Here is a 26,320-nt window from a genome sequence, read left to right on the forward strand (position 1 = left end):
ATATCGTAACGATTACTAATTATTGGCGGGAATTGTTCTTCTTTTCAGAAAGGTGGGAACCCGGGTGAACCCAGTAGCAAATATCAGCCAGCAGTTCGCGGCGCATAATTATAAGCTGACTCCCCAGCGTGAGGCCATCTTGCGTGTATTGCTGGATCAGGAGAAGGAGCATTTGAGCGTAGAGGAAGTATACATGCTGGTCAAGCGCAGTTATCCGCATCTTGGACTGGCAACTGTATACCGTACCTTGGAGCTGCTGTGTGAGCTTCATATTGTCGAGAAGATGAATTTCGGCGACGGCGTGGCCCGTTATGACCTGCGCGGCGAGGATCACGAGCATATGCATCATCACCTGATCTGTAATGTATGCGGGAAGCTGGAGGAGATCAAGGAGGATTGGCTGACGGAGCTGGAGGAGCGGGTAGCCCGTGAATACGGCTTCCTCGTGACCGATCACCGCCTGGACTTCAAAGGCACTTATCATAGCTGCAAGGAAACCGGCTGCAAGGGTGAGAAGGACTGCCGGGCCGTCTCTTAACAGAAGCGGTGCTGAAGAGGTAGCGTTCATAGAAGAAGCGGGCTGATGATTCAGCCCGCTTCTTCGCGCTGTGCGGCTTCGTGGAGCCGGCTCCGGGTGTACCTAGGGGCGGTTAGGTACAAACGATTTGATCCAGGTACCAAAGCTTCCCGGATTCCGGGTCTGAACCAGCACCACGCCTTCGCCGCGGAACCGGCAGACCAGCGCCTCGCCGCTGGTTAAGCTGTTCAGCCAGCCGGAGGCTGCTTTTTCTATCTTATAGTGCATATAATCCGGCCAGGCCACCAGGTGCCCGTTATCGATAATGATCTCCTCGCCAGGTCCCAGATTCACCGCGTGGATGGCTCCGAAGGAGGAGAGGAACACGGTTCCCTTGCCGCTGATCTCCAGAATGAAGAACCCTTCGCCGGAAAATAGCCCGCGCGCAAGATTCTGCATCTTGGTATTGACCTGAATGCCCTGAGTTCCAGCCAGGAAGCCGTCCTTCTGCACGATCAGCTTGTACGAGCCGTCCAGCTCAATGGATTGAATATCGCCGATGGCTCCGGGGGAGAGCAGCACCTCGCTCTGTCCGCGCGTGGCGGTCAGCTCCTGGAAGAAGAACTTCTCCCCGCTCAGCATCCGGCCCAGACCGCGCATAATGCCTCCGTCAACCGTTCCTCTCAGCTCCACATTCGGCGACATGGCGACCATTGCCCCCATCTCGGCCTTCACGCTCTCACCCGGCTCCAGCAATACCTTAAGCATCGCGAAGGCACCGTCATACAGTACATCATATCTCATTGTATTTCTCCTCCTGATTCTGCGTTTCTTGGTATTCTAAGTATTCATCAAGAATACTAGAATAAGCAGTCCTCCCGCAAGGCGGGCTTGCCGCTCAATGAACAGGCTTGGCAGCAAATGAATATAATGAACTCTGCCGGGCAACCTACCTCTAAGTGTGTTAAAATTAAAATAACAGTGCTCACCGCACTGAATCCAGTATGACAAGGAGTGCAGCCGATTATGGCACGTACACGAACGCAAAAAGCCCTGCGCAAGGCAGAGCGCTCCGGCGCCTGGTGCGCGGAAAGAAACCGCAGGCAGAACCAGGATTATGCCGCCATCTCCCAGCATGTCAGAGTGACCCCGGGCAAGCAACAACAGTTGAATAGAATCAAGCATAAGGAGCGGATCTTCCAGGATGGCGCTCCTTATCCATGTCTTCAGGCATCCTAAAGGCTAGGCTTGCGCTCTGCTGTGAATGCGGTACTGCTTGGGTGACATGCCGAACCGGCTGCGGAACACGCGGTGGAAGTACGTATAGTTCGCAAAGCCGCAGGTCTCGGAGACATGCTCCAGCGGCATGGGGCTGAAGGTGATTTTCTCCCGGGCCATGTCGAGCCTGACATCATTTACATATTTCACAATTGTCGTGCCGAACGCCTCCTTGAACAGATGCACCGCGCGGGAGACCGAGATATCCACATGGCTGGCGACATCCTCCAGCCGGAAGGCGTAAGAGGCATGCTCCTCAACATATTGCTTCATGCGGTAAGCCAGATAAGCCTTCGGGGAAATCACGGGCTGGTCCGTCATCAGCCGGTCAATCTCCATGCAGAGAATCTGCAGATAACAAGCGGAAATCTCCGGCGAGGAATCCGACAGGCGGCGCTGCTCCAGCACCAGCTGGCGGAACAGTCCCAGAATATGGTCGCTAAGCGGCAGCCGGAGTACAGCAGGACGCGCCTTGCGCCCCCACCATTCCTCAATCCAGGGGCCGCTGCAAAAGATATGGTAATCCCCGCTCTCGATGCGCGGTTTGCCGACAGGGTAGACCTCCTTGTCAATGCTTAAGTAGTAGGGATCGGTCGGGGCGAACAGCATCAGATCCCCGCTCTCGACAATGGTAATGGCGCCGTTCTCCTTGGTCCGGCTGCGCCCTTCGGTCTGGAGCCGGAGCAGATAATACTGCACACCTTCGCTGCGCGACATATGAAACGGCTTGCGGTGGAAGGAGAATCCGGCGGATAGAATATGGCAAGCTGCGGTTTGTGTCATGAGTCCTCCCGGATGAATGAAATGATAAGCAGATTGTTCATGTTTTAATCATATTATTCATTTTATTATATACGCTTTCATATTACCATGTACCTAAGCAAAAAACATACAAATGATGTGGAGGAGGCCGTATTGCGGCGCAATTCGCTGCATTGACAAACTCTGGAAGCGATGGGTGGAAGTTTAAGCACTTCATTCCCTCCGGCGTTTGCAGCCCTTTTGTTCAGGAATGCGGCAGCGGCAGGATCAGGATGACTCCGGATCATATAAGGAGAGGAACAAGGAATGTTGAAGGTAGGACTTCAGCTGTATACGGTAAGAGAAGAACTGGAACAGGATTTCGAAGGAACGATCCGCAAGGTGGCTGAGATGGGTTACAGTGGCGTAGAGTTCTTCAACTACTTCGGCCGTACTGCCGCCCAAGTGAAGGCGCTGCTGGAAGAGACAGGACTCGTTGCTGTAGGAGCTCACCGCCCGTATGAGGCGATGCTGAATGATACGCAGCAGGAGATCAGCTTCAACCTGGAGATCGGCAACCGTAATCTGATTGTGCCGTATCTGACGGAAGAACAGCGCAACTGGCCTGAAGTGGCAGCTAACCTGCGTGTTATCGGGGACAAGTGCCTGAAAGGCGGAGCGGTTCTTTCTTATCATAATCATGATTTTGAATTCACTGAGAAGGTTGAGGGACAGCCTGCGTTCGATTATCTGTTCGATACGGTGCCTGCAGAGCAGCTGCAGGTAGAGATGGATACCTGCTGGGTGTATTATGGCGGGTATGATCCGGCAGAATATATCCATAAGTATGCAGGACGTCTGCCGATCATCCACCTGAAGGACCTGAAGAAGCGCGAAGACGGCTCCCCGGAGACGGTTGTGCTGGGTGAAGGTGAAGTCGAACTGGGTGCAGTTATTGAAGCGGCCGCTGCGGCCGGTGTGGAGTGGGCAGTGGTGGAGCAGGACTTCTGCAGCCGTTCGCCGCTTGCAAGTGTAGAGGACAGCTTGAACTGGATCAGAACCTACGAGAAACAAGGAGGAAGTATTCATGTCTAACAAACTCAAGATTGCTATTATCGGTTGCGGTGGTATCGCAAACGGCAAACATATGCCAAGCCTGGCCCGCCAGGAGGATGCTGAAATGGTGGCGTTCTGCGACATCGTGGAAGAACGCGCCCAGGAGGCGGCTAAGACTTACGGCGCAGAAGGCGCTGCGGTGTTCACCGATTTCCGTGAGATGCTGGGGGCTGGCGGCTTCGACATTGTTCATGTCTGCACACCGAATGACAGCCACTCCGAGATTACGGTTGCTGCACTGGAAGCCGGCAATCACGTGCTGTGCGAGAAGCCTATGGCCAAGACGGCTGCACAGGCCAAAGAGATGCTGGATGCCGCCAAGCGTACAGGCAAGAAGCTGTCGATCGCCTATCAGAACCGCTTCCGTGCGGACAGCGAATATCTGAAGGGGCTGTGCGAGGGCGGAGAGCTCGGCGATATCTATTATGGCAAAGCAATTGCGCTGCGCCGCCGTGCGGTTCCAACCTGGGGCGTGTTCCTGGATGAAGAGAAGCAGGGCGGAGGCCCTCTGATCGATATCGGTACCCATGCGCTTGACCTCACCCTCTGGCTGATGGATAACTACAAGCCGCGTATGGTTGTAGGCTCCACCTTCCACAAGCTGGGCCAGCGCAAGAATGCAGCGAACGCCTTTGGCCCGTGGGACCCTGAGCAGTTCAAGGTTGAAGATTCCGCCTTCGGCTTCATTACGATGGAGAACGGTGCTACAATTGTACTTGAATCGAGCTGGGCGCTTAATGTGTCCGAATTTGGCGAAGCGAAGACGCTGCTTGCCGGTACAGAAGGCGGAGCGGACATGAAGGACGGCCTGCGTCTGAACGGGGAGCGCGCGGGACGCCTCTATGAGACCAAGGTAGACTTGTCCTCCGGCGGAGTCGCTTTCTACAGCGGTGCTGCCGAGAATGAAGCGGACCGTGAAGCCCGCCTGTGGCTGGAAGCGGTAAGAGAAGACAAGGACCCGGTAGTTCTGCCGGAGCAGGCCTATGTCGTTACCCAGATTCTGGAGGCAGTATACGAATCGGCCCGTACCGGCCGTGCCGTGTATTTCGACGGAAGCGAAGACAACTAAGAGCACCTGACCGGTTCACGCGACTATTCAGACAAAACAGGAGTGGAATCCATGAGTTCAATCAAACATACTGTAGTTATCGTTGGTTACGGCGGAATGGGCAGCTACCATACGCAGCTGGTCAAAGAGAGTGACCGTGTAGTGGTGCAAGGCGCCTACGATCTGCTGGAAGAGCGGCGCGCTCTGGCGGCGGAGGCAGGGTATACCGCGTATTCCAGCTATGAGGAGGTGCTGGCAGATCCGGCGGTGGACATTGTGCTGATCGCAACCCCGAACGATGTGCACAAGGACATTGCCATCCGCGCCTTCCAGGCGGGCAAGCATGTTGTCTGCGAGAAGCCGGTTGCTTTATCCTCGGCGGAATTCACTGAGATGCAGGCCGCCGCCAAGGCAGCGGGCCGGGTGCTGATGGTGCACCAGAACAGACGCTGGGACGAGGACTTCCGCGTAATCAAGGAGATGTATGAGCAGGGAACGATTGGTTCGCTCTTTCAGATTGAATCCCGCGTGCATGGAGCCAACGGAATTCCCGGGGACTGGCGCCATGTGAAGGAGCAGGGCGGCGGGATGCTGCTGGACTGGGGCGTGCATCTGCTGGACCAGCTGCTGTTCATGATCGACAGCAAGGTGACCAGTGTCAGCAGCAATCTGAGCTTTATTCTGGGCAATGATGTAGATGACGGCTTCGATGCAATCCTGCAGTTCGAGAACGGGATCAGAGCGGTTGTCGAGGTCGGCACGACCAATTTCATTACCATGCCCAGATGGTATGTGAAGGGCACGCAGGGGACGGCGATCATTGAAGACTGGTCGCTGCGGGGAAGAATTGTAGCCCCCAACCACGAATCGGAGAAAATCGAACCGACACCGATCCGTGCCGGTGTGGGCCTGACCAAGACCATGGCTCCGCCTTCAGAAGGCGCGACAACCACCCAGGACCTGCCGGCCGCCTCAGAGCTTCCGTCCAGCTTCTATAATAATCTGGCTGAAGTGATCGAGGGCACCGCAGAGCCGATTGTCAAGAACGCCGAGGTGCTCCGCGTCCTGAAGCTGATTGAGGCGATCTTTGAAGCAGCAGAGCGTAATGAGACGGTGAAGAATTTCGACACGTACGGAGCTTAACTAGCTGTACACAATGTAACCTATGGAGAGGTGGCATCTGCAAATGAAACTTGGAGTATTTATGGTGTTGTTCGGCGGACGGGGGTTCGAGGACGCGCTGGATTATGTGGCTTCTAAAGGGCTGAAGGCTGTAGAGATCGGCACCGGCGGTTATCCCGGCAACAGCCATTGCAATCCGAAGGAGCTGCTGGAGGACGAAGCTGCGCTGAAGGCCTTCAAGGATGCGGTAGAATCACGCGGACTGATGATCAGCGCGCTAAGCTGCCACGGCAACCCGCTGCACCCGCAGAAGGAATTGGCAGATAAGGATCATGAGGTGTTTGTGAACACGGTTAAACTGGCGAATAAGCTGGGCGTCAAGGTGGTCAATACCTTCTCCGGCTGTCCCGGCGACCATGAAGGTGCAAAATATCCGAACTGGCCGGTGGCTCCTTGGCCGAATGATTACCAGGAGATTCTGGACTGGCAGTGGGAGAACAAGGTGATCCCTTACTGGACCGAGCAGGCGGCCTTCGCTGCTGCACATGATGTGAAGATTGGTCTTGAGCTGCATGGCGGGTTCTCGGTGCACACTCCGGCTACCCTGCTCAGACTTAGAGAAGCTGCCGGGGAAGCGATCGGGGCCAACCTTGACCCTAGCCATATGTGGTGGCAGGGCATTGATCCGGTCCAGGCTATTCATATTCTGGGCCGCGAAGGGGCCATCCATCACTTCCATGCGAAGGATACCGTCATTGACCCGGTCAATGTGAACAAGCATGGTCTGACCGACATGCAGTCCTATACGAAGATGCTGGACCGTGCCTGGCAGTTCCGTTCCGTAGGCTACGGACACGATGTCAAGGTCTGGGCGGATATGATGAGCGCGCTGCGTCTTGTCGGATACGACTATGTGGTTAGTATTGAACACGAAGACGGCCTGATGTCGATCGAAGAGGGCTTCTCCAAGGCGGTCGCCAACCTCCAGCAGGTGCTGATTGAGGAGCCTGTCTCCGAGATGTGGTGGGTCTAACGGGTGGAGAGCTTCACCAAGGTTAAGCTGGAGGACAGTGAGCTTCGGCTGTTGGCGGCGGCTGCTTTTGGCAACGATGTAAGGATTGCAGGCAGCCGGGAGCTGACCGGAGGGTTCTTCAATACGGCATATGATCTGGAGCTTAGCGATGGCCGGTCAGTGATCCTGAAGGTAGCTCCTGCACCGGAGACGGAAGTCTTAAGCTATGAGAAGGATATTATGCGGGCCGAGGTGGAGGCGCTGAGGCTGATGCGTGCTGCGGGCGGAGTGCCTGTGCCTGAAGTCTACAGCTATGATGAGACTCTGAAGCTGATAACATCTCCTTATTTCTTCCTGGAGAAGGTGGAAGGGCAGCCGTACAACGAGATCAAGGAGACTCTGACGGCGGAGCAGCAGTCTGCCATCGAATTCGAGGTTGGACGGCTTCAGCGCAGAATTAATGAGATTGAGGGGCCGGCCTTCGGACTGTTCGGCAAAGTACCGGGCGCGAACGGACACTCCTGGAGGGAGACCTTCCGGTCCATGCTGCTGAATGTGCTCCAGGATGCGGACAGGCTGGGGGCCCGTCTGCCCGCTTCTCTTCCTGAATTCGAGCAGGTGCTGGAGCATTATTTGCCTGCGCTTGATGAAGTGAGTCAGCCGCGCCTTGTGCACTGGGACCTGTGGAACGGCAACATTTTCGTGCAGGACGGGGCCGTTGTGTCCATTATTGACTGGGAGCGGGCAATGTGGGGCGATGTGCTGCAGGAGTATTATTTCCGGCATTTCGAGAACTCGCCGGCGTTCCATGAAGGGTACGGTCTGACTTTTACGAGCCGGAATGAAATGCTGCGGAAGCAGTTATATGACCTGCACCTGGATTTGATCCTCGCCGTTGAGTGCTACTCACGCCAGTATAAGGATGAGAACCATGTGCGCTGGGCGCATGACAATCTCACCGAGTCCTGGAGACTGTTCACTGAATTGGTATCATAGCATAATTGAGGCCGGGTCTCTGCGGAGATTCCGGTCTTTTCAGCACCTTACGGAGTTAGCCTGAACTTACATATAAATGACACGAAATGTTTGGTTGCGGTGGCGTTTTCAGAAACAGCTTGACGGCACCCCCCTCCGATAGATAAAATAATAGTATTGCGTGTTTTTGGGTTAGTGAGCAAGACGATTACATTTGAAAAGAAGCAGAGAGGGTGACAGGATGGAGCGCCTTTTAGAGGTAAAAGACCTGGCTATATCATTCAGAACACGCGGAGGAGAAGTACAGGCAATCCGTGGTGTAAGCTTTCATGTTAATAAAGGGGAAACACTGGCGATTGTCGGCGAATCCGGTTCCGGGAAGAGCGTTACCTCGCAGGCCGTGATGAAGCTGGTTCCTCAGCCTGCGGGCGAATATAAGCGCGGACAGATTCTGTTCGATGGACAAGATCTGATCCCCAAGAATGAGAAGCAGATGCAGAAGATCCGCGGCAAGGAGATCGGCATGATCTTCCAGGACCCGATGACCTCGCTGAATCCGATGATGAAGGTCGGCAAGCAGATCACCGAGGTGCTGTTCAAGCACGAGACGATCACCAAGGAAGCCGCCTATAAGCGTGCGGTTGAGTTGCTTGGCCTGGTAGGTATTCCGTCGCCGGAACGCCGTTTCCAGCAGTATCCGCATGAATTCAGCGGCGGGATGCGCCAGCGTGTCGTTATTGCGATGGCACTTGCCGCGAACCCTAAGCTGCTGATTGCCGATGAGCCGACCACGGCGCTTGACGTAACCATTCAGGCGCAGATTCTTGATCTGATGAAGGACCTGCAGAAGAAGATCGATACGGCCATCATTTTCATCACCCATGACCTGGGGGTTGTGGCGAGAATGGCTGACCGCGTAGCGGTTATGTATGCCGGACAGATTGTTGAGATGGGCACAGCGGAAGAAATCTTCTACGATCCGAGACATCCGTACACTTGGGGCCTGCTGGCTTCCATGCCAAGTCTGGAGAGCAAGGGTACAATGCTGACTGCGATTCCTGGAACTCCGCCCGACCTCATCAAGCCGCCTAAGGGCGATGCCTTCGCGCTGCGCAGCTCGTATGCGATGGCAGTCGATCTGGAGAAGGAGCCTCCGATGTACAAGGTATCGGATTCCCATCTGGTGAAGTCCTGGCTGATGCATCCGATGGCCCCTGCGGTAGAGCCGCCTGAGGTTGTGAAGAAGCAGCGCCGCGTGCTCAGCAACGCTTACCCGGAGCCGGTTCTGGTGAAGGACAGCAGCGACTTTTAAGAATATACCGGCAATCTATACCGGACAATAGAGTTTACTCAGCGTCAGACCTTTATGGGTCTGGCGCTTTTTTGCGCTTTTCGGGAAATGATGCGGGCGGTAGAGTTAGTTATATTTCATATAAATATAAACTAATACGAACTATTATAAATAAAAGTATTGACTAATCCATTGATTCGCAGCAAAATGTAAGGGTATACATAGAGAGGTTGTGATGAGATGAGAAAGACATCCTTAACGGCGCTGATCTCTTTGTCCCTGCTGTCGGGCTGCGGCGGGGAGAGTCCGGAAAGCGCACCGGTATTCGCGAATGTGTCGGTTCATGATCCGTCTGTGATCCGGGTGGAGGATACGTATTACGTATTCGGCTCCCATCTGGCCTCGGCCAAGTCGAAGGACCTGATGTCCTGGACCCAGATCTCTTCAGGCGTGACCGATGATAATGTGCTGATTCCGAATGTTACCGAGGAGCTTAGCGAGACGCTGAGCTGGGCGCAATCGGACACGCTGTGGGCACCGGATGTTATTCAATTAGCGGACGGTAAATTCTACATGTATTACGATGCCTGCAGGGGAGATTCCCCGTTGTCGGCGCTTGGGATTGCTGTAGCGGATCAGATTGAGGGGCCTTATAAGAACAAGGGGATTATTCTGAAGTCGGGCATGTCCGGCATCGGGGATGACGGAGAGGTGTATGATGCCACGCAGAAGCCGAATGTAGTCGACCCTGATGTGTTCTTCGACAAGGACGGCAAGCTGTGGATGGTCTACGGCTCCTACTCCGGGGGGATCTTCATTCTGGAGCTGGACCCGGCGACCGGCTTCCCGCTGGAAGGCCAGGGCTACGGCAAGAAGCTGCTGGGAGGGAATCATGCCCGGATCGAAGGCCCGTACATGCTGTACAGCCCGGAGACGGATTACTATTATCTGTTCTTGTCTTACGGAGGTCTGGATGCGAATGGCGGCTACAACATCCGGGTTGCCCGCTCCAGACAGCCGGATGGGCCGTTTGAAGATTCCGCAGGCAGACCTATGCTGGATGCGCAAGGAACAGCCGGTGTTCTGTTCGATGATCCGGAATATGCCCCTTATGGCGTCAAGCTGATGGGGAATCATCAATTCCTGAATACGGATAAGGAGTCCGCTGCAACCGAAGAGGGTTATGTCTCCCCAGGGCATAATTCCGCTTATTATGATGAGGAGAGCGGCAATTATTATCTGATCTTCCACACCCGGTTCCCGGGCCGCGGCGAGCAGCATGAGGTGCGGGTGCACCAGATGTTCATGAACGAAGCAGGCTGGCCGGTGGCCGCGCCGTACCGGTACGGGGGAGAGAAGATCGGCAAATACACGGCCGGGGAAGTAAGCGGTGAATATCAGGCGGTGATCTACAGCAAGGAGATTTCGGCTGAGATTACGGAATCTCAGCCCGTTACATTGAATGCAGATGGAACCATAACGGGTTCAGTGACCGGGACCTGGAGCCTGAGCAATGAGCATACAGCGAAGCTGACAATTGAAGGTGAAGAGTACAGCGGCGTGTTCCTGCGGGAGTGGAGTGAGGCTGCCGCCGGCCAGGTGATGACCTTCACAGTGCTGTCGGCAGACGGCGTTCCGGTCTGGGGAAGCCAAATGTCCCGGGAGTAGATTGGAGCTGACCTCCATAGGATGTGAAATGACAAACAGCGGACCCGCGGTGAATCTAAGGGTCCGCTGTTTGCTGTTTGATTCCAATCGCCTTACTCCTCGTACCTGCGCAGTACAATTACGGCATTATGCCCCCCGAAGCCAAAAGAATTCGAGATTCCGATCCTCAGCTCCGCTGCACGGGCGCGGTTCGGCACATAATCCAGATCGCACTCTTCGTCGGCCTGCTCCAGATTGACCGTTGGCGGTATGAGGCCATGCTGAAGGCTGAGGAGCAGGGCAACGGCCTCCAGACCGCCGGCAGCCCCGAGGGCGTGACCGGTCATCGATTTGTTCGCAGTGACCGGAATCCGGTAGGCCTCTTCACCGAACAGCTTCTTGATGGCAAGTGTCTCTGAACGGTCGCCCACAATCGTGCTGGTCGCATGTGCGCTGATGACATCAACCTCCCCGGGGGTGATTCCGGCTTCGTTCAGCGCCAGCTTCATCGCCTGGTAGGCGCCGATCCCTTCCGGGTGGGTGGCTACTATATGGTAGGCATCCGAGCTGGCCCCATAGCCGGTGATTTCGCCGTAGATGACCGCATCTCTCGCCAGAGCATGGGAGAGGGATTCCAGAATCACAATGGCTCCGCCCTCGGCGATGACGAACCCGTCCCGGCTGCGGTCAAACGGCCGGCTGGCCTTCTGCGGCTCCTCGTTGCGGGAGGACAGCGAAGTCGCATTGCCGAAGCTGGCCAAGGCGATCTCCGTCACCGCAGCTTCGGCCCCTCCGGCGATCATAACATCGGCGCCGCCGTAACGGATCAGGCGGAAGGCTTCGCCAATCGCCGTGTTCCCGATCGAGCAGGCGGTCACGGGCGAGAGCGTGGGGCCCAGTGCCCCCAGCTTGATACTGATCACCGCCGCTGCCATATTGGAGATCAGCATTGGAATCAGAGTAGGGCTGACCCGCCCCGGTCCGCGTGAGCGCAGCAGCTCCCCCTGCTCCATCAGCGTCTGGATACCGCCGACACCTGAGCCTACATAGACGCCGAGGCGTTCCCGGTCAACCTTATCCAGCTGAAGCCCGGAGTGTGCCCAGGCATCCTCAGCGGCGGCCAGCGCGAACTGGCTGAACCGGTCCATCCTGCGGGCCTCCTTGCGGCCAAACCGGGCCTCCGCGTCAAACCCCCGGACTTCCCCGGCAATCCGGGTGCTAAACTGTGCGGTATCAAATGAAGTAATGGGAACAATTCCTGACTCGCCTGCCGCCAGGCGGCTCCAGAACTGCTCTACGGTATTGCCAAGCGGTGAAATCACGCCCATCCCTGTAATCACTACACGTTCCATTTCAATTCCTCCTGTTTATACTGGATGTCTTCATTTTTTCATTTTGCTTATCCTATTACAAGTTGTAGTTTATACTAGTATAATTACTACTACATTATCAGGAAGAGCAGCGAAAGGCAGGAACCCAATATGTCAAGCGAGAACCGGCTTCAGGCTTTATCCGAATTCCTCAAATCGAGACGTGCGGCTATTACCCCGGCGTCCGCAGGTCTGCCGGAAGGCTCGCGGCGGCGGACACCCGGGCTGCGGCGCGAGGAAGTGGCGCAGCTCGCCGGCGTCAGCGCAACCTGGTACACCTGGCTGGAGCAGGGACGGGATATTAAAGTGTCCTCCTCCGTCCTGGACTGTGTGGCCTCAGCCCTGCAGCTGACCAAGGATGAACGCAGCTACCTGTTCGCCCTGGCGCTGGAGGCCGGGCCAGGCAGCAGCACCGACTATTCCCGGGAGGAGCAGTCGGTGATTACTCCATCGCTGCAGAAGATTCTGCAGGAGCTGAAGACCTGCCCGGCGATCATCTCCGACCGGCACTGCAGCATCGTCGGCTGGAATGAAGCGGCAGCGCATGTGTTCATTGATTTTGCCAAGCTGCCTCCACAGGAGCGCAATATGATCTCCCTGTTGTTTGAGCGCAAGGAATTCAGGCGGCTGGCGGTGAACTGGGAGCAGTTCGTCCGGGGCTACCTGGCGATCTTCCGCGCCTATTACGGGCAATATCTGGAGGACCGCTGGTATGACGAGTTCATTGCGGGAATGAAGGAGCGGCACCCGGATTTCCCTCCGCTGTGGGAAGAGAGCCGGGTCAGCTCCGCCCCGGATGTGGTCCTGGAATTCCGCCACGCCAAAGCGGGCAAAATGCTGTTTCATCTCACCTCGCTCCAGGTACAGGGCCCGGCGGAGCTTCGCTGCAGTGTGTACACGCCTGCCGGAGAATCCAATACCGAAGCCAAGCTGCGGCAGCTGATGAAGCCTGAGGTGGAGGGGTGAAAGATTTCTTTTATGGATTAATAAAAAATCATAAATATGCAATATCAAATTTGCAGTTTATACTCCTTATATGTTGAATTCTTTCCTGCGGGAGCGTAAAAGGGGTTAAGTGGAAATGGTAAAGGTAACCGGACTCGAAGGCATCGTTGCCGGAGAAACAGAAATCGGATTAGTAGACGGGGAGAAAGGATATTTGGTGTACCGCGGTTATTGGGCCAAGGAGCTTGCAGTAAGCAGAAGCTATGAGGAAGCCGCCTACCTGCTCTGGAACGGGCGCTTGCCCGGTACAGAGGAGCTGAGGCAACTGAAGGCGCAAATGGCGGAGGAGCGGGTGCTTCCCGATTACCTCTGCCGGCTCCTTGACCTGCTTCCGGCGTCTGTGCCGCTGATGCTGGTGCTGCAAAGTGCAGTGGCTGCGCTTGGAACGGAAGGGAATGCCACCTGGCCGCCCACCCTGGAACAGGCTGTGCGGCTGACGGCCATTCTGCCAAGCATCATTGCGTATCGGACACGCAGACTTCAGGGCCTGGAGCCGCTGCAGCCGCTCCCTGAGCTGGGCCATGCCGCGAACTATCTCTATCTGCTGACCGGGAAGCTGCCGGAAGAAGCCCATGTGCGTGCGCTCAGTGCCTATCAGATCCTATGTATGGAGCATGGCATGAATGCTTCAACCTTTGCGGGCCGTGTAGTGCTCTCGACCGAATCGGATATCTGCTCGGCGGTAGGCGGAGCGATTGGCGCAATGAAGGGACCGCTGCACGGCGGGGCACCTTATGAGGTGATATCCATGCTGGAAGAGATCGGAACCAGGGAGCGTGCCGAGCCTTGGCTGCGGAGCAGGCTGGAGAGCGGAGAGAAGCTGATGGGCTTCGGGCACCGGATCTATAAGACGAAGGACCCCCGTGCCGAGGCGCTGCAGATGGCCACGCGGGAGATGACCGGCAAGGATGCCGCCTATGATCTGGCCCTGCATGTGGAGGCAACCGCCATTAAGCTGCTGGAGGAATACAAGCCGGGCCGCCGCCTGTTCACGAATGTGGAATTCTACGCCGCGGCTATACTGAAGGCGCTGGAGCTGGAGCCTGAGCTCTTTACGCCTACGTTCACCGCAGGGCGGATCGTCGGCTGGACGGCCCATATTCTGGAGCAGGCGGTGAATAACCGGATTTTCCGCCCGCAATCTGTGTATACAGGACCTATGCCGGAATCGGGAACAGTCTCTTAACAACAGCAGCATCTGGACCCGCGCAAAAAACATCCCCGGCTGAAGGGCAGCCAGGGATGCCAGGAGGGAATGTTAATGAGAGAGTAGAGGGGGATACTCTTCCATTTGCTTAGAAATCAGAGGTTGCCACTTCAATTGTTCCGAACACTGCGCCGGCAGCCGTGCTGAGCAGTCCGGCTACAAGCAGTGCATGGACAGACAGGGTGAGGCTGTTAAATGCAGGGATAATATAAGTGACCACTGGAGCGTTGACCCGGTAAATAACAAGATCCACCGGGAAGCCGGAGTTGTTATTTACAGTCACTGCTGCATTGATCCCTCCTGCGAGATTTTCATAGAAAGATTTACCCACCGAAGCAGGCAGATTGAAGAATTGCTGCGGTAACAAGATAGCCATTGTAATGACCTCCTTTGCCTTTGATAGAATATTATATTCGCGAAATCTATGATTGCTGTAACGAATGTCTTAGGAGATTTACACATTTTTACAGGCGGGTTGCTATTTAGTATATTGTCCCTGCATTCTATTAGGGGAGCGTATGGTACACTAGAGTGAAGTCTAGTAGCGAAGGTAGGAGAATAACAACATGAAGCTGGTGTCCTGGAATGTAAATGGACTGAGAGCGTGTGTGACCAAAGGATTCAATGATTACTTCCGGGAGAGCGCGGCCGACATCTTCTGTGTGCAGGAGACGAAGCTCCAGGAGGGGCAGATCGTGCTGGATCACGGGGAGGAATATGCGCAGTACTGGAATTATGCCCTCAAGAAAGGGTACTCCGGCACCGCCATCTTCACCAAAGTGAAGCCGCTGTCTGTCAGTTATGGTCTGGACCGGGAGACGGAGGACGAGGGCCGGATTATTACCCTGGAGTTCGCAGATTTCTATCTGGTGAATGTATATACGCCGAATGCCAAACGGGATCTGTCCAGGCTCGACTACCGGATGGAGTGGGAGGATGAGTTCCGCGCCTATCTGCTGAAGCTGGATGCCAAGAAGCCGGTGCTGGTCTGCGGGGACTTGAATGTGGCCCACCAGGACATCGACCTGAAGAATGCGCGGGCGAACCGGGGGAATTCGGGCTTCACGGACGAAGAGCGCGGCAAGATGACCGAGCTGCTGGCAGCCGGGTTCATCGATACGTTCAGATATTTCTATCCCGAGCTGGAAGGCGCGTACACCTGGTGGTCCTACATGCCGAAGGTCAGAGAGCGGAATGTCGGCTGGCGGATCGACTATTTCCTGGCTTCCGCAAGATTAGCCCCGCGTCTCCTGGACGCCGGGATTGAATGCAATGTGCTGGGCAGCGACCATTGTCCGGTAGTGCTTCATCTGGCGGATGAGGCGGAGGGATAAGCATTTTGGTTCTATAAAAGAGGGAGCTGTCCCAAAAGGCATGAAACGGCTGCTTGGGATAGCTCCTTATGCTGGAGTAGATTCAACATGAGCACTTGGGGGAGGGGGATGTTCCGCAACAGAACGTTGTTCCCATCGATGATAATACCTGTGCGTCAGCAAATGCATGCTGTTTTTCGCATACATTCAGGCCACATGGTAGCGTCAAGAAGTTTGTGTAAGAGAGTAGAAGTACCTCCCCGGGTTACGGGTTGGGGTGTAGTGTTTCTGGGGGAGGGGGAACCCCGACCCCCAGAAACTGGATTTCTCTGCTACGCCTCTTCCGGTGCGGGCAAAGAGGGGTAGCGTGTTTCAAATAGCTCTTTTAGCTTCTTTTTAACGGCATCCACGCCAAAGCCTTGGGTGACCCGCCCTGCATGACGTTCATTGTATTCCAGCATCTCCAGGTACACGATTTTCTCTGCCGCATCCATGTTCGTCAGACTGTTCATCGGTTTCAGGCGCTTGCGGATTTCCTTGTTCATGCGCTCGATAGGGTTCGACGTGTAGATCGCTTTATGGATCGACTCCGGATACTTGTAGAACGTCAGGAGTGTGGATAACTGTTCCTCCCAGGACCTCATTTCCTTCGGATACAGCTTGTTCCACTTCGCTTTGACCGTATCAAAGTTCGCCCGGGCGACCACTTCATCCGGTGCGGTATATACGGTTTTCAACGCTTCAATGACATCGGTTTTGTGCTCCATCCGGATTTTAGGGAACGTGGCCCGCACTTTGTGCACTACGCAATGCTGTACATCTGCCTGAGGATAGGTCTCTTTAAACGCCGCATCCAGACCTGGTAGCCCGTCAAACACACCCAGCAGGACTTCCTGCGCTCCGCGGTCGTACAGGTCTTTGAGTACCTCCCGCCAGCCATTCGAACTCTCTTGGCCGCCCACGTAGAACCCGAGAATTTGACGCTGTCCCTCCTCGTCAATTCCCATCGCAAAGTAGACCACTTCGCCACGAACCGTACCCCGTTTCAGCTTCACGTACAGCCCATCCAAGTAGATGACGGAGTACCGTTTGCTCAGGGGACGTTTCTGCCACTGGTGGATATCGTCCAGCACCGTAGCCGTAATATTGCTGACCGTGGTGGGGGAGTAGTGGCTGCCAAACATACTTTCAATGAACCGGGCCACATCCCGCGTACCCATGCCTGATTTGTACATTTGGATGACGGCCTCTTCTAACCATCCGTCCCGCCGCTGGTACGGCTCAAACAGTTGCGTCTGGAAAAGGCTTTGGCGGTCCCGGGGCACCTGAAGATCCTCAATATGGCCGTATCTCGTGTGCAGATCCCGTGTATAGTATCCGTTACGACTATTATTGGCACCGGCTTCTTCACTGTCCATAAACCCCTGAATTTCGGCACGCAGGAGTGATTCCATGTTCTCTTTCATGAAGTCTTTAACAAGTTTTTCAAATAGATTATTCAGAGAACTTTCGGGTAAAATATTCATTGGTAGGGTTCCTCCTTGGTGGTTTCGCAATCCCGAGGATACCCTACTTTTTTGGTGCCTGACTAGGCTCCAAATTCTGGTACACAACTTACTTTACGCCATCGGCCACATGCCTGCGCGTCAGTAAATGTATGCTGTTTTTCGCATACATTCAGACCTCACGCCTACGCACCAGCAAAATGTATGCTGTTTTTCGCATACATTCAGACCTCACGCCTGCGTGCCAGCAAATGTATGCTGTTTTTCGCATACATTCAGACCTCACGCCTGCGCGCCAGCAAATGTATGCTGTTTTCCGCTTATATTATTCCTACAGTAAGGGGCTGTCACTTTTGGGACAGCTCCCTTATGTCTGTTGCGGCGGTCCGGCAGTTAACTGCCGGTCTATTCTTCTGCGGCGACCCTATTGAGATGCGGGGAACGCCGGTGCTTCGTGGCCTGCTCATAGCCGTAGGCCATTCCCAGCAGGGTGGCCTCGCTGTGAGCTGAGGCACAGAAGGTAATTCCCTGCGGCCCTTTGGTGCTATAACCTCCCGGTGCGATGATGCCGGTCGAGGTGTAGCCGGCCGGAACAGTAAGAAGCGGATAACCGGCTCTTGCCGCCAGGTCGGCCCCGTGGCCACCGGGGAACAGGAGGGCATCCAGTTGGTAATGCTCCAGGGCATAGTCAATCCCTTGTTGACGAGCCAGTGTACGGGAAGCATGGAGCGCATCCACATACTCCTGCCCGGTGATTCCCTCCCCGGACGTATCCAGCCATTCCAATATTTCCTGACCATATTTCAGTGTCAGGTCACTGTGCAGGCGATTGAAGGCTATCAGCTCTTCGAGTGAATGGACGGGTGCGTCAGGCGGCAGGGTGCCCAGATAGCTGTTCAGTCCTTTTTTGAACTCATATTGCAGAACGGTTCTCTTCCATTCCGCCTGCTCGCAGGGAAGCTCCACCTTATCAACAATTTCTGCCCCAAGCCCCTGAAGGACCGCAATGGCCGCTTCCATCATCTGCAGCGCTTCCTCATCAAGCTCTCTATAGTAGAATCTCGGAATTCCGATTCGTTTGGCTCTTATGAAATTCTGGTCCAGACTGGCAGAGTAATCCGGTATGGCCGAGGAATCCGGGAACCCAGGTTCAGCCATTGCTTGCAGCAGGAGAGCGGCATCCCTGACCGTCCGTGCCATCGGACCCACGCTATCCTGGCTGCGGATCGCCGGGATCACCCCTTCGTTGCTGACCAGTCCCCATGTAGGCTTGAGGCCAATAATAGAGTTCTGCGCTGCGGGATGGATGATCGAGCCTGAGGTTTCCGTCCCCAGCGCAGCGGCGGCAAGATTGGCGGCAACGGCCGCGGCACTTCCCGAGCTGGAGCCGCCAACGAACAGTTCTCCAGGCCCGTAAGGGTTAAGGACCAGTCCGCCGCGTGAGCTGTAGCCGGCCCACATGGTGGGGGACATGAAATTGGCCCATTCCGTCATGTTTGCTTTTCCGAGGATTACAGCTCCGGCTGCCCTTAAGCAGGCGATGACTACAGCATCTTCAGCGGGAATATGATCCGCCAAGGCTACAGCTCCTGCGCTGGTATGCAGCTTGTCTGACGTTCCAATATTATCTTTGACGAGTAGCGGTATACCATGCAAAGGGCCGCGCGGACCCTTGTCCCGGCGTTCCTGGTCCAGCCTGCGGGCAATCTCCAGCGCATCCGGGTTGATCTCCAGCACCGAACGGAGCACGCCATCAAATTGGTTGATCCGCTCCAGGTATAAGCTGACCAGCAGCTCAGAGGTTAATCCTCCCTGTTGCATTTCCTGATGCATTGCAGTGATATCTGCTTCAACGATCCATTCCTGCCAATTCTTATTCATAATAGTTGTTTACCTCTGTTCTTTCTCTAGTAATTCTTGTGGTTCACCTTCACCACTAGCCGCTGCCAGATGCTGGTCGGGCCAGGTAATTCCGTTGCGGGTCCGGCTCCATTCCTCGTAGAACAGGGGGCGTTCACGCTTAATCATCCGCATCACCAGATGGATGAAGAAGGCCAGGTCCGCTGCAACGACGGAGATTCTCAGTAAGGCAGAGAGTGCTGTACCCAGGCTAAGTATCAGGGGGGAGTTCGGGGTCAGGGCATTGATTCCGCCAAATATACCGTAGAGCACTCCATACCGCACCCAGACCATCCAAGCCTTGGCCGGACCGGCTTCCTCCGATTGCAGCCGGATGCGCACGATCCATTTGCCGAAGGTCCGGCCGCCTGTAAGCAGCGGGACGCTCAGGAAATACACGGTTGTTACCGCCCACAAGGTGACCTTCAGCGAGAGCAGATTCAGCAGCACCGTGACCATCAGCAGCAGGAACGCATCCAGCATACAGGCGAGGGCGCGGCGGGTGTAGGTTACTTTTTTGGCGGATAAGTCTTCCCGGCTGTCAAGCTTCTCAATCCGAGGGAGCAGCCCGGAGATCCAGAGTGCAATGCGGAATCCGACGATGCCGCCCAGCGTATTCGTAATCATGTCATCGACATCGAAGATCCGGTAAGGATGGTCGAAGAACCCGAAGATGCCGGTGATCTGCGTAATTTCGAACAGCAGCGACAGCGCAAAGGACAGCACAATGCACACCACCCAGCGCGTACGGAAGTAGTATCCCAGGAACATGCCGAAGGGCACCGTCAGCAGCACATTGAAGGCCGCCAGCAGGAAATCCGCTCCGGTCAGCACATTCAGATAACTGGAAGGATCGCTGCGCGTGATCTCGGTATTGTGGAGAATATCCTGGATGAACTGCAGCGGCACAAGCTGAATCATGCTTCCGGCGGGTGCGGCGTTGTGTCTGGAATCCGGCATAGGGAGCAGCACCAGGAAAAAGGCGTTCAGCAGATACAGCAGCAGCAGATAGAGCACAAGGGCCCGGATCTTGTTAATGTAGCCATGCCGGCGGTATTGAACGATAAGGAACGGCAGGGTGAAGAACAGTGCTGCGACCGGGAATGCCATGAAGGCATAGGAGATAGGAAATAAATACGTCTGAAACATGAGTTCACCTGCACTCTGATTTTGTCATAACCACTTTATTATAGAATTTAACCAAATCCGGCTCAAGGGATTTATTCATTCTAACTGTTCTGTCCAGGCATAGATATGTGTGGAGAGGAGCGTGAGCAATAGTATGGATAAAAAGGTGCAGCAGTATTATAAGCTGAAGGCCAAGCATAAGGAGCTGGAGAAAGAATTGGCCGGGCTCCGGCAGGACATTCTGGCCTACTTCAATGAAGCAGGCCAGACAGAATCCGTCATTGGCGGGTACAAGGTGAAGCTGGTGACGCAGCAGCGCAAGGAATACGATGATGACAAGCTCTATCAGACCTTGGCTGATCCTGAGCTATGGAGGCTGCTCTCCAGGACGGACCCGGCGAAGGTGGCCAGCCTGACGAAATTGAAGGTCATTGACGAGGCGAGGATTGGGCATACGTATGAAGTGAAGACCATCCAATTGCTTCAGGTGGATAAGCAGTAGAGACGGCGTTCCCGGAAGCAGGATGCTATGCCTCACGGTCCCGTTTCCGGGTAACTCTGTACATAAGAGAAGGCGGTGTTTCTCCGGTTATGCGCGCAAATGCATCGCTACCTGGTTCATTTTGCGTTAAAATAGCAGGTGGGCATGTTAGATGCAGTCCAGAATCATACAGAGACGGCGAAGATACGGAGGAAAAAAGACATGAACGATTTCGGGCAGATGCTGGAGAAATACGCAGAGCTGGTAGTGAAGGTTGGAGTGAATGTGCAGCCCGGGCAGGTGCTGATGGTGCACGCGCCGCTGGAGACGGCGGAGCTGACCCGGCTGATTGTGGGCAAGGCTTATGAGGCCGGAGCCAAATATGTGATGGTGGACTGGGATGACGAGGCGGTTACACGCATCCGGTATGAGAAGGCACCTGAAGATTCATTCGGATATTATCCGCAGTGGCATGCCGATATGATGGAAGGCTTCGCTGAGGAAGGCGGAGCGATTCTACATATTAAAGTGCCGGACCCTGAATTGTTCCGGGGCATCGATTCCGCGAAGGTCTCCACTGCGGTGAAGGCTGCGGCTGTAGCACGCAAGAAGTATCAGGCCTACACCCGCAACAGCAGAATCAGCTGGTCGCTGATCAAGGCGCCGACCCGTGCCTGGGCTGATAAGGTGTTCGCTGACCTGCCGGAGGCGGAGCGGATTGACGCGATGTGGGAAGCGGTCTTCCGCATGAACCGGGTGAACAGTGAGGACCCGGTGGCCGCCTGGCGCAGCCATATCGCCGAGCTGAAGCAGAGCCAGGAGCGGATGAATGCCAAACGGTACAAAAGCCTGCACTACCGTGCTCCGGGCACAGATCTGCGTGTTGAGCTGCCGGAGGGCCATCTGTGGCGGGGCGGCGGCGGAGAGAATGCGTGCGGGGTTTATTTTGTGGCGAATATGCCGACCGAGGAAATCTACACGATGCCTCATCGTACAGGCGTGAATGGCACTGTCAAGAGCACGCTTCCGCTGAACCTGAACGGGCGGTTGGTGGATGGAATCACTATTACGTTCACGGACGGCAAGGTGACAGCGTATGACGCAGAGTCCGGCCGTGAGCATCTGACCTCCCTGCTGGAGACGGATGATGGGGCCTCCTACCTTGGCGAGGTCGCGCTGGTACCGCATGATTCGCCGATCTCCCGGCTGAACAGAGTATTCTACAACACTGGCATTGACGAGAATGCCTCCTGCCATTTCGCGCTGGGCAGCGCCTACCCGGTGAACATTGAAGGCGGAACCGCGATGACCAGCGAGGAGCTGCTGGCCCGGGGAGCCAATGTCAGCCTCACACATGTTGATTTCATGGTCGGCTCTGCAGAGCTTGATATTGACGGGGAGCTGGCAGACGGTACGGTTGAGCCGGTATTCCGTAAGGGGAACTGGGTACTCTGATTACTGAGTGACATATGAAGGCCGCAATATTCCCGAGTGTGGGGGTTGCGGCCTTTTGCGCGTGCTGCCAGCCGAAGGCGGCGGAGGTGCGTGGCGGGCCACGTAGGCTGAATGTAATCGGAAAACCGACCACATTTGGACTGTGCTCGCCACGTGGGCCAAATGTAATCGAAAAAGCGATCATATTTGGACTGTTCGCGCCACGTAGGCTGAATGTAATCGAAAAAGCGATCACAGCACCGTTCACTCGCCCCAGTTTCATTAAATTATTCGATGCAGGTAAAACTGTTTGCATAACCTCTCCGTCTAATTCATGTAAAACTGGAGAGAGAGGAGAGGGAGAGATGACGATGTCCGGCGCAGAGATGAAGCGGGTGGCTGCCAGTGTGCCGCTGGAAGAAGCGGATTTCACACAAGCGGTCATGGAGTACAGCGACCAGCTGTATCAGATCGCCTACAGCTATCTGGGTAACCGCCATGACGCGCTGGAAGCGCTGCAGGAGACCACCTGCCGGGCCTGGATCAAACGGAGAACCCTGAAGGACTCCAGCTTGTTCAAAACCTGGCTGATCCGAATATTGATCTATGTCTGTATTGACGAGCAGCGGCGAAGGAAACGTGCAGTCCCCACAGCGGCCGAGTATATGCAGGAGCCAGTGGTTCATAACAATACCGGCGCGCTGGAGATGCAGTGGGCGCTCTCGCAGGTGAAGGTGAAATACCGCCATGTGCTGATGCTCAAATATTACAATGATCTGACCCTGGCCGAAATTGCCGTGCTGCTGCAGAAGCCGGAGGGCACGGTCAAAACCTGGCAGCACAAGGGGCTGAAGCAGCTTAGAAAAATTATGAAGAACCGGGGTGAATGGAATGAACAGTAGCAGAGAAGAGCAGGCGATGCTGGCGGATGCGGGACGTATCCATAGGGCGGTCCAGGCGGATGCCGGTGGCCATGAAATCAGGCAGGCGGTAGTTGCAGGCATAGAACACGGACGCAGAAGAAGCCGGCAGAGCTGGCTAACCAGGGGCTCCCTAATCGGCATGGCGGCAGCCGCGATGGTTGCGATTATTCTGTTCTTCATCCCGGTACTTCATGATTCAGCCACGCGGACAGCGGCTCCCCCTGAAGCGGTGAATTGGGGCGGGCTGGAAATGTTCAAGCGGCTCTATTCTTTTGATTCTGAAGCGTCCACACTGGATTCGGCGATCCGGCACGGCTATATCCAGGAGATTAATCAGAGCGCAACCAGCGGGGACTACCGGATTACATTGAATGCAATAACGGCGGATGAGAATAAAATCATCTTCTTGTATACGGCTAACGTTGCAGAAGGACAGGAAATTTATAGCATTAGCAGTGCGAGGATTAAAAATCTGGCAACCGGTAATTATCTGGATGGCAGCAACCAGATCGGAGGTCATGATGAGCAGAGCGGGCCTTTGGAGAACCGCATTTACTATGGACGCGGCATCATTTATCTGGACCGGAGTAAGCCCTTCCCGGAGCAGCTTGAAGCAAGCTTCCAGATTGCCTCTGTCGACCCGGGGAAATTGAAAGATCCAAAGACCGGCACTATTGTAGCGAATATGCATTATTCTCCAAGACTCAAGATCCCCTTCAAGCTGGACCCGAAATTCAAGCAGCAGCAGACAGTCATAGTGAAGCCGCAGAAGGATTTCGTGCTGGAGGGGGTTCAAGTGACACTGGAGCAGGTTGAAATGTCCCCCTTGATGATCCGCACTGTAGCCAAAATCAAGAAGCAGTCTGAGAATACTTGGAATATTAGACAAAAGATATTTAGCTCGGTTTACGGGAAAAAAATTCAGTCGGTCACCAAATACGGGACTACCGAACTATGGTCACCGGAAGGAATGGGAACCGAAGAAGGCTTCGAAAACTACTACGGCAGCAATCTGCTGGATCAGCCGAAGTCGATGAACTTGATAATGAAGATAGGTACAGGCAAGAAAGTCAAGGAGCTTAACATTCCACTTCTGCCCTGACACCTTGCATGTAAAAAGCTGACTGCCGGTATTCCCGGCGGGTCAGCTTTTTGCCGCTTCAATCAGCCTGATGTCTCATCCCCGGTTATTAAACCGGAACACAAGCTTATACCCGTCAAAAGTCTCCCCGGTTCGCTCCGAATAGTTGCCCTGCGTATAGCGGGAGACCGTTTTGCGCCAGAATTTCTGGCCGGTGATATTTTTCTCTGCCGGGTTAGTGAATAGCTCCCATTCCCCACGGTACTGCTCAAACACCATTACCGCGGCCTTTTCCGCGATCCCCATGCCTCTGAAGGGTTGCAGCAGAAAGAAATCATTCACGAAAAAATCAACACCCGGCGCGCAGTGAGGCGGGGTAGCGATCCGGACGAAGCCTGCCGGAAGCGAATTCACCTGGATCAGCCACGGGTACAGAATGCCCGGCTTGTCCCACCAAACACTCTGCACCTCATATTGATCTGCCAGCGTGCGGTATTCATCCGTGTCCTCAAAGATGCCATGCCGGTTAGGCAGATGACCCTCCACAAGTCCGTAATGACCTGACAGATCATGCAGATAGAGCGGCAACATATTTTTGATAATATAGGCTTCCTCCGGTCCGGTAAGCTTTGTTTCGATATTCATTACTTCCCTACGCTCCCTGTTTAGTTCTAATGAGTGTCTTAATCCATCATGTCTGCACTCATTGTATACTGCAAGAAAGCGTAGGTCATAGGGAAGTCTCTGCTATAAATTGAACTTTATCTACTCCGCTTGCCCAAAAAGCCGAAACCTCCTTTAACGGAAATTCCGGCTTTTTCTCTGTGCATATTAGTTTGTGGAGACCAGTGCGATAAAGCTTACAGGTCCTGTGGAAAGCTTGGTTTTTGTTTTGCCGTCAGTGCTGTAGCGGTAGAGATAATCGTTATCCAGACCGTTGATGTAGTAGAGTCCCGGAACTTCATCGATAATTACCGAGTAATCGGATTCTGCGCCCGCCAGTTTGGTTAAAGTGGAATCGGCATTCAGGACGTAAGCATCGGTTGTAGTGAACAATACCGTAGTAAGAGCCGTTCCGTTCTTGACCGTCCGGATGTCCTTCACATTCGACAGCGGCAGAGCCTTGGAGGTGATTTTGCCGTTAGCCAGCGTACTGATGAACGCTTTTCCTTTGGAATCTGAATATACCAGCTTATTGCTGGCAATCTCGCTGATGCTGATCACACTGTTCTGGCTGAGCTGCATGATCTTTCCGTTCTTGTCCATCAGGAAGCCTTTGCCTGTGTTATAGTCCAGATCTTCGCCCTTAGCATCCACTTTAATGCCTTTATTGAACAGGAAATAATGGTCGGACCAGGTCCCGCCGGTTGCTGCGTTGGATTCTAACGGGTTTTTGGCATTGGCTGCTTTAGGTACTCCTCCTGTTAGGGGAAGGCTATAGAGCACCATAGAGTTAAGGGAATACTCCTGCTCGTTGGGAATGGTATCAATCATAAGATTAATATTATTACCGTATGAATGATAGAAGCGGCCCTTCGGAATAGCTCCGCCGGCAATCCATTGAATGACTCCGCTCCCGTCGCGGGACTTGGAGGCAACCCAGTTCGTAGTGTTGTTCTTCAGGGCATTATAATAGACCCGCCCGTTCAAGACGGTGAAGGTCTTGAAATTCACATCGGCATTGTCTGCTACAAGGGTAAGCTGTGAATCATCGTCAGCGTCGCTCAAAGTGCGGTAGATATGTCCGGTGTCATCCAGGAAGTACAGGTACGGACCATCGAACAGGTAATAGAGGATATTCCGGTCTCCAAGGAAGCTGGTAATTAAGGCATCGGGCTCGCTGAGTGACAGGCGCTGAATTCCCATTGCATTATCATAATAAAAATACAAATATTTTCCGGTTGATTCCAATCCGTTGCCGTCATAGTTCTCAGTGATCTTCTGTGTTTCACTTCCATCTGTCGATACGCGGTATAGAACTTGGTCAGAAACATAGTACACATAGGATTTCGCCGAGTCTGCTGCTGCCGAGTGCGCTTGCCCCCCGACCCCGAATGTACCTAGTACCGCCAGCAGCACGAGCAGCAGGACACCTGTTTTTCTGGATATTAACTGCAAAGCCTTCATATCATTTCTCCTCTTCAGCCAATGTGTTGAACAACTGTGCAAATACTGTTCTAATTATCGGAAAATTTCACATTTTGACATATACAGCTTAAGCACTAAA

The 26,320-nt window shown here is 54.5% G+C and carries 25 protein-coding genes; 16 read left to right on the forward strand and 9 right to left on the reverse strand.

Going from position 1 to position 26,320, the window contains the following annotated elements:
• The first annotated feature begins 64 nt into the window (after nucleotides 1-64).
• Nucleotides 65-538, forward strand: coding sequence for a transcriptional repressor (locus MHI24_RS29905; protein ID WP_340023185.1), 474 nt, complete (start codon nucleotides 65-67; stop codon nucleotides 536-538).
• A 102-nt stretch (nucleotides 539-640) separates the two neighbouring features.
• On the opposite strand, the gene MHI24_RS29910 is transcribed toward MHI24_RS29905, so the two are convergent.
• A complete protein-coding gene (locus tag MHI24_RS29910; protein WP_340023186.1) occupies nucleotides 641-1,321 on the reverse strand; it encodes a TIGR00266 family protein in 681 nt (226 codons plus the stop codon).
• Between the two features lie 222 nt (nucleotides 1,322-1,543).
• On the opposite strand from MHI24_RS29910, the gene MHI24_RS29915 reads away from it, so the two are divergent.
• Nucleotides 1,544-1,756, forward strand: a complete 213-nt coding sequence (locus MHI24_RS29915) for a hypothetical protein (protein WP_340023187.1) — start codon at nucleotides 1,544-1,546, stop codon at nucleotides 1,754-1,756.
• A gap of 3 nt (nucleotides 1,757-1,759) precedes the next feature.
• On the opposite strand, the gene MHI24_RS29920 is transcribed toward MHI24_RS29915, so the two are convergent.
• Nucleotides 1,760-2,578 carry a helix-turn-helix domain-containing protein gene (locus MHI24_RS29920; RefSeq protein ID WP_340023188.1) on the reverse strand — a complete coding sequence of 273 codons (819 nt, stop codon included), beginning with the start codon at nucleotides 2,576-2,578 and terminating at the stop codon, nucleotides 1,760-1,762.
• 285 nt (nucleotides 2,579-2,863) lie between these two features.
• On the opposite strand from MHI24_RS29920, the gene MHI24_RS29925 reads away from it, so the two are divergent.
• The 7 genes from MHI24_RS29925 (at nucleotide 2,864) to MHI24_RS29955 (ending at nucleotide 10,768) form a co-directional block, all read left to right on the forward strand.
• Nucleotides 2,864-3,631, forward strand: coding sequence for a sugar phosphate isomerase/epimerase (locus tag MHI24_RS29925; RefSeq protein WP_340023189.1), 768 nt, complete (start codon nucleotides 2,864-2,866; stop codon nucleotides 3,629-3,631).
• Nucleotides 3,624-4,721 (forward strand): Gfo/Idh/MocA family oxidoreductase, encoded by a 1,098-nt coding sequence (locus MHI24_RS29930; RefSeq protein WP_340023190.1) that lies wholly within the window; start codon nucleotides 3,624-3,626, stop codon nucleotides 4,719-4,721. The genes MHI24_RS29925 and MHI24_RS29930 overlap by 8 nt, the downstream gene beginning before the upstream one ends.
• 51 nt (nucleotides 4,722-4,772) lie before the next feature.
• Complete coding sequence (locus MHI24_RS29935) at nucleotides 4,773-5,843, forward strand: Gfo/Idh/MocA family oxidoreductase (protein WP_340023192.1); 1,071 nt, start codon at nucleotides 4,773-4,775, stop codon at nucleotides 5,841-5,843.
• 43 nt (nucleotides 5,844-5,886) lie between these two features.
• Nucleotides 5,887-6,855 (forward strand): sugar phosphate isomerase/epimerase, encoded by a 969-nt coding sequence (locus tag MHI24_RS29940; RefSeq protein WP_340023193.1) that lies wholly within the window; start codon nucleotides 5,887-5,889, stop codon nucleotides 6,853-6,855.
• A 3-nt stretch (nucleotides 6,856-6,858) separates the two neighbouring features.
• Nucleotides 6,859-7,830: an aminoglycoside phosphotransferase family protein gene (locus MHI24_RS29945; RefSeq protein WP_340023194.1), complete on the forward strand. Its 972-nt coding sequence runs from the start codon at nucleotides 6,859-6,861 to the stop codon at nucleotides 7,828-7,830.
• 220 nt (nucleotides 7,831-8,050) lie between these two features.
• Entirely contained in the window at nucleotides 8,051-9,121 is a 1,071-nt protein-coding gene (locus MHI24_RS29950; protein ID WP_340023195.1) for an ABC transporter ATP-binding protein, read from the forward strand.
• 219 nt (nucleotides 9,122-9,340) lie between these two features.
• Nucleotides 9,341-10,768 (forward strand): glycoside hydrolase family 43 protein, encoded by a 1,428-nt coding sequence (locus tag MHI24_RS29955; protein ID WP_340023196.1) that lies wholly within the window; start codon nucleotides 9,341-9,343, stop codon nucleotides 10,766-10,768.
• Nucleotides 10,769-10,860: 92 nt separating this feature from the next.
• On the opposite strand, the gene fabF is transcribed toward MHI24_RS29955, so the two are convergent.
• Entirely contained in the window at nucleotides 10,861-12,099 is a 1,239-nt protein-coding gene (gene fabF, locus MHI24_RS29960) for a beta-ketoacyl-ACP synthase II (protein ID WP_340023197.1), read from the reverse strand.
• Between the two features lie 129 nt (nucleotides 12,100-12,228).
• Here fabF and MHI24_RS29965 point away from each other — a divergent pair, with 129 nt between their 5' ends.
• Nucleotides 12,229-13,083: a helix-turn-helix transcriptional regulator gene (locus MHI24_RS29965; protein ID WP_340023198.1), complete on the forward strand. Its 855-nt coding sequence runs from the start codon at nucleotides 12,229-12,231 to the stop codon at nucleotides 13,081-13,083.
• A 115-nt stretch (nucleotides 13,084-13,198) separates the two neighbouring features.
• Nucleotides 13,199-14,308: a citrate synthase/methylcitrate synthase gene (locus tag MHI24_RS29970; protein ID WP_340023199.1), complete on the forward strand. Its 1,110-nt coding sequence runs from the start codon at nucleotides 13,199-13,201 to the stop codon at nucleotides 14,306-14,308.
• A gap of 109 nt (nucleotides 14,309-14,417) precedes the next feature.
• Here the strand turns inward: MHI24_RS29970 and MHI24_RS29975 are convergent, their stop codons facing one another.
• Nucleotides 14,418-14,705 (reverse strand): hypothetical protein, encoded by a 288-nt coding sequence (locus tag MHI24_RS29975; protein ID WP_340023200.1) that lies wholly within the window; start codon nucleotides 14,703-14,705, stop codon nucleotides 14,418-14,420.
• A gap of 190 nt (nucleotides 14,706-14,895) precedes the next feature.
• Here MHI24_RS29975 and MHI24_RS29980 point away from each other — a divergent pair, with 190 nt between their 5' ends.
• On the forward strand, nucleotides 14,896-15,663 hold the full coding sequence (locus MHI24_RS29980) for an exodeoxyribonuclease III (RefSeq protein WP_340023201.1): 768 nt from the start codon (nucleotides 14,896-14,898) through the stop codon (nucleotides 15,661-15,663).
• A 311-nt stretch (nucleotides 15,664-15,974) separates the two neighbouring features.
• Here the strand turns inward: MHI24_RS29980 and MHI24_RS29985 are convergent, their stop codons facing one another.
• The 3 genes from MHI24_RS29985 to MHI24_RS29995 all read right to left on the reverse strand — a co-directional run bounded on the left by MHI24_RS29985 (nucleotide 15,975) and on the right by MHI24_RS29995 (nucleotide 20,195).
• Complete coding sequence (locus MHI24_RS29985) at nucleotides 15,975-17,168, reverse strand: IS256 family transposase (RefSeq protein ID WP_340023202.1); 1,194 nt, start codon at nucleotides 17,166-17,168, stop codon at nucleotides 15,975-15,977.
• Between the two features lie 384 nt (nucleotides 17,169-17,552).
• Nucleotides 17,553-19,028 carry an amidase family protein gene (locus MHI24_RS29990; protein ID WP_340023203.1) on the reverse strand — a complete coding sequence of 492 codons (1,476 nt, stop codon included), beginning with the start codon at nucleotides 19,026-19,028 and terminating at the stop codon, nucleotides 17,553-17,555.
• A gap of 9 nt (nucleotides 19,029-19,037) precedes the next feature.
• Nucleotides 19,038-20,195, reverse strand: a complete 1,158-nt coding sequence (locus MHI24_RS29995; RefSeq protein WP_340023204.1) for a VanZ family protein — start codon at nucleotides 20,193-20,195, stop codon at nucleotides 19,038-19,040.
• A 133-nt stretch (nucleotides 20,196-20,328) separates the two neighbouring features.
• Here MHI24_RS29995 and MHI24_RS30000 point away from each other — a divergent pair, with 133 nt between their 5' ends.
• The 4 genes from MHI24_RS30000 to MHI24_RS30015 all read left to right on the forward strand — a co-directional run bounded on the left by MHI24_RS30000 (nucleotide 20,329) and on the right by MHI24_RS30015 (nucleotide 24,114).
• Nucleotides 20,329-20,676 carry a hypothetical protein gene (locus MHI24_RS30000; RefSeq protein WP_340023205.1) on the forward strand — a complete coding sequence of 116 codons (348 nt, stop codon included), beginning with the start codon at nucleotides 20,329-20,331 and terminating at the stop codon, nucleotides 20,674-20,676.
• A gap of 201 nt (nucleotides 20,677-20,877) precedes the next feature.
• Nucleotides 20,878-22,110, forward strand: coding sequence for an aminopeptidase (locus tag MHI24_RS30005; protein WP_340023206.1), 1,233 nt, complete (start codon nucleotides 20,878-20,880; stop codon nucleotides 22,108-22,110).
• A 344-nt stretch (nucleotides 22,111-22,454) separates the two neighbouring features.
• Complete coding sequence (locus tag MHI24_RS30010; protein ID WP_340023207.1) at nucleotides 22,455-22,991, forward strand: sigma-70 family RNA polymerase sigma factor; 537 nt, start codon at nucleotides 22,455-22,457, stop codon at nucleotides 22,989-22,991.
• Entirely contained in the window at nucleotides 22,981-24,114 is a 1,134-nt protein-coding gene (locus MHI24_RS30015; RefSeq protein WP_340023208.1) for a DUF4179 domain-containing protein, read from the forward strand. Before MHI24_RS30010 ends, MHI24_RS30015 begins: the two co-directional genes overlap by 11 nt.
• A gap of 75 nt (nucleotides 24,115-24,189) precedes the next feature.
• Here the strand turns inward: MHI24_RS30015 and MHI24_RS30020 are convergent, their stop codons facing one another.
• Nucleotides 24,190-24,738, reverse strand: a complete 549-nt coding sequence (locus MHI24_RS30020) for a hypothetical protein (RefSeq protein WP_340023209.1) — start codon at nucleotides 24,736-24,738, stop codon at nucleotides 24,190-24,192.
• Nucleotides 24,739-24,924: 186 nt separating this feature from the next.
• Nucleotides 24,925-26,220: a DUF5050 domain-containing protein gene (locus tag MHI24_RS30025; RefSeq protein ID WP_340023210.1), complete on the reverse strand. Its 1,296-nt coding sequence runs from the start codon at nucleotides 26,218-26,220 to the stop codon at nucleotides 24,925-24,927.
• Nucleotides 26,221-26,320: the final 100 nt, after the last annotated feature.

It is taken from the genome of Paenibacillus sp. FSL K6-1096, assembly GCF_037977055.1.
In the GTDB taxonomy this organism is placed as follows: domain Bacteria; phylum Bacillota; class Bacilli; order Paenibacillales; family Paenibacillaceae; genus Paenibacillus_AQ.